The sequence below is a fragment of the Enterobacter sp. SENG-6 genome, from assembly GCF_001605945.1.
Taxonomy (GTDB): Bacteria; Pseudomonadota; Gammaproteobacteria; order Enterobacterales; family Enterobacteriaceae; genus Enterobacter; species Enterobacter cloacae.
In genome coordinates this window covers 1-2,962 of the sequence record NZ_LOMM01000058.1, presented here as the reverse complement: position 1 = coordinate 2,962, position 2,962 = coordinate 1, and the positions used below count along the sequence as shown (strand labels likewise).

Sequence of the window (2,962 nt, the reverse complement as noted above, 5' to 3'; positions counted from 1 at the left end):
GGGGGATTCGAACCCCCGATACGTTGCCGTATACACACTTTCCAGGCGTGCTCCTTCAGCCACTCGGACACCTCACCATATTGTTTTGTGCCTGACCGCTTGGGGGGCAACGGGGCGCTACTATAGGGAGTTGCGCTAAAACGGTCAAGCAGATTTTCAGCTTTAGTGCGTGTTCGGTTAAGCCTTAATCAGCTTTGGTCACAGCACGGGCATTTAACGCTGTGAATCGAGCGCTTCGCTGTTTTTCACCACTTCCTGCGCCTTACCGTAGCTCTCGATCAGCAGCTGGTACGCCGGGAAAATGTGCGTGTAGACTTCTGCCCACTCGGCCGCATCTTCACGGTTCCATGTCCGCTGGATCTCAGAGGCAACAGCCGCCGTATCCATTGGCACCACGCCCGCCTGCACCACACGGGCCAGGGTGATCTCCTGCGCCATTTTGCTGTAAGTACCGGACGCATCAATCACCGCAAAGACTTTATAGCCATCCGCCACTGCGCTAATCGACGGAAACGCCATGCAGACGCTGGTGATGGTACCGGCGATAATCAACGTCTTACGTCCGGTGGCTTTAACCGCGGCCACAAATTCCGGGTTATCCCAGGCGTTGATCTCTCCTTTACGTGCCACATACTGTGCATGCGGCGCGTTGGCATGAATTTCCGGGATGAGCGGACCGTTCGGGCCCTGCGGGACGGAAGCGGTGGTGATCACCGGGATGTTCGCAAGCGTCGCGATTTTCGCCAGAGCCGCCGCACGGGCACGCAGCTCTGGCATCGGCATATCGCCGACGGTCTGGAACAGGCCACTCTGGTGGTCGATAAGCAACATCACCGCATCGTTCACATCAATGACCGGACGTGCTCCATTAAAGTTGGCAGGTGTAGACATGTTCATCTCCTTTATTACGGTTAGATCTGGCCGAAACGGCCGGAGTTGAAATCACGAATGGCTTCATTGATTTCGGTTTTACTGTTCATCACGAACGGGCCGTAGCCCACAATCGGTTCATTCAGCGGCGCACCGGCCATCAGCAGTACTTTGGCATCGCTGCTGGCTTCCAGGTGTAACCTGTCACCTTCCTGACTCATGACCACCAGCTGTGCTTCTCCCGCGTGAGCCGTACCGTTCACCGTGACATGGCCTTCCAGCACCACCAGCGCCGTGCTCCAGCCCTCTGGCTGACTGAGTGTGACGTGGCTGCCCTGGTTGAGGGCAATGTCCCACACGTTCAGCGGCGAGAAGGTATGCGCCGGGCCGCTAACATCGTCGTAGTGACCAGCGATAACCCGCAGCGAGCCGCTGTTGTCGGGCAGCGTCACCACCGGGATATCGGCTTTGGTAATGCTCTGATAGCCCGGCGTGGCCATTTTGTCTTTCGCCGGCAGGTTGACCCAAAGCTGCATCATCTTGAGTTCTCCGCCTTTGTGCGCGAACGCGCTGGAGTGGAACTCTTCATGCAGAATGCCTGCACCGGCTGTCATCCACTGCACGTCGCCTGGACCAATGACGCCGCCTCTGCCGGTGGAGTCGCGATGCTCCACTTCGCCGGAATAGACGATGGTGACCGTTTCAAAACCACGATGCGGATGCTCGCCCACCCCGCGTTTTGTGCCGTCCGCCGGGAAGGTATGCGGGCCTGCGTAGTCCAGCAGTAAGAACGGGCTCAGCGACTCGCCGTGTGTCTGATAAGAAAACATCGAACGCACCGGGAAACCATTGCCAACCCAGTGTTGACGGGGTGCGGTATAGACGCCTGTTACGTTTTTCATGATGAACTCCTGATGTTCTGTTGATGTAATTAGCTTATATTCAGAGTTAATGTTCCGGTAGAGAGTGAAAATGACATTCACTGTTCTGAAAATAGAACGATGAGGATTTATGCAGGATCTCAATGACTTTGTGTGGTTTGTGAAAGTGGTCGACTACGGTGGTTTTGCAGCAGCAGGGCGGGCACTCGATCTGCCTAAGTCCAGACTGAGCCGCCGTATTGCGCAGCTTGAAGAGCGGCTCGGCGTGCGGTTAATTCAACGTACAACGCGACAATTTACGGTAACGGAGGTCGGGCAGACGTTCTATCAACACTGCAAAGCCATGATGGTTGAAGCGGAAGCGGCGGAAGAAGCCGTGGCCGCGCTGCAGGCGGAACCGCGCGGTATCGTCAGGCTCACCTGTCCTGTCACGTTGTTGCATGTGCATGTCGGCCCGATGCTGGCGCGGTTTATGGTGCGCTATCCCGGGATCAACCTTCAGCTGGAAGCAACGAACCGGCGGGTTGATCTGGTGGGGGAAGGTGTGGATGTGGCGATCCGCGTGCGTCCCCGTCCGTTTGATGACAGCGATCTGGTATTACGGGTGCTTGCCGACCGGGGACATTGCCTGGTCGCGGGCCCGGCCTTGATTGAACGCCTGGGAAAACCGTCGATGCCGTCAGAACTCAGCGCCTGGCCCGGGTTGAGTATGGGCGAGGGTAAGCATATCCATAAATGGCAATTATGCGGCCCGGAAGACGCGAAAGCAGAAATCCATTTTTCCCCGCGCCTGATTACCACCGACATGCTGGCGCTGCGTGAAGCGGCCATGGCGGGCATCGGTGTGGTGCAACTGCCGATATTGATGGTGAAAGATCAGCTGGCATCAGGAGAACTGATTCGGGTGCTGGAGGCGTGGGAGCCAAAAAGAGAAGTGATTCATGCGGTTTATCCATCAAGACGCGGATTACTGCCGTCCGTCAGGGCGCTGGTGGATTTTCTTACAGAAGAGTATGCACGGATGGTTGAAGAGTAGTTTTTTGTAGGTCGGGTAAGCGCAGCGCCACCCGACATAAAGAGCGCAGGGGGCTCAAGGTTCTCATCCCGCCGCAAGCGAGCAACATACGAAAAAAAAGCCCGCATTTTCATGCGAGCTCTTCTTTAAATATGGCGGTGAGGGGGGGATTCGAACCCCCGATACGTTGCCGTAT

Annotated in this window: 3 protein-coding genes; 1 reads left to right on the top strand and 2 read right to left on the bottom strand. The window is 56.5% G+C overall.

Features of this window, described 5'->3' with window-relative positions; all coding sequences use genetic code 11:
• Positions 1 to 213: 213 nt before the first annotated feature.
• Positions 214 to 891 (bottom strand): isochorismatase family protein, encoded by a 678-nt coding sequence (locus AX755_RS20400; RefSeq protein WP_020689641.1) that lies wholly within the window; start codon positions 889 to 891, stop codon positions 214 to 216.
• Positions 892 to 911: 20 nt separating this feature from the next.
• On the bottom strand, positions 912 to 1,772 hold the full coding sequence (locus AX755_RS20395; protein WP_023622203.1) for a pirin family protein: 861 nt from the start codon (positions 1,770 to 1,772) through the stop codon (positions 912 to 914).
• 109 nt (positions 1,773 to 1,881) lie between these two features.
• On the opposite strand from AX755_RS20395, the gene AX755_RS20390 reads away from it, so the two are divergent.
• Entirely contained in the window at positions 1,882 to 2,787 is a 906-nt protein-coding gene (locus tag AX755_RS20390) for a LysR family transcriptional regulator (protein ID WP_062857330.1), read from the top strand.
• The last annotated feature ends 175 nt before the right edge of the window (positions 2,788 to 2,962 follow it).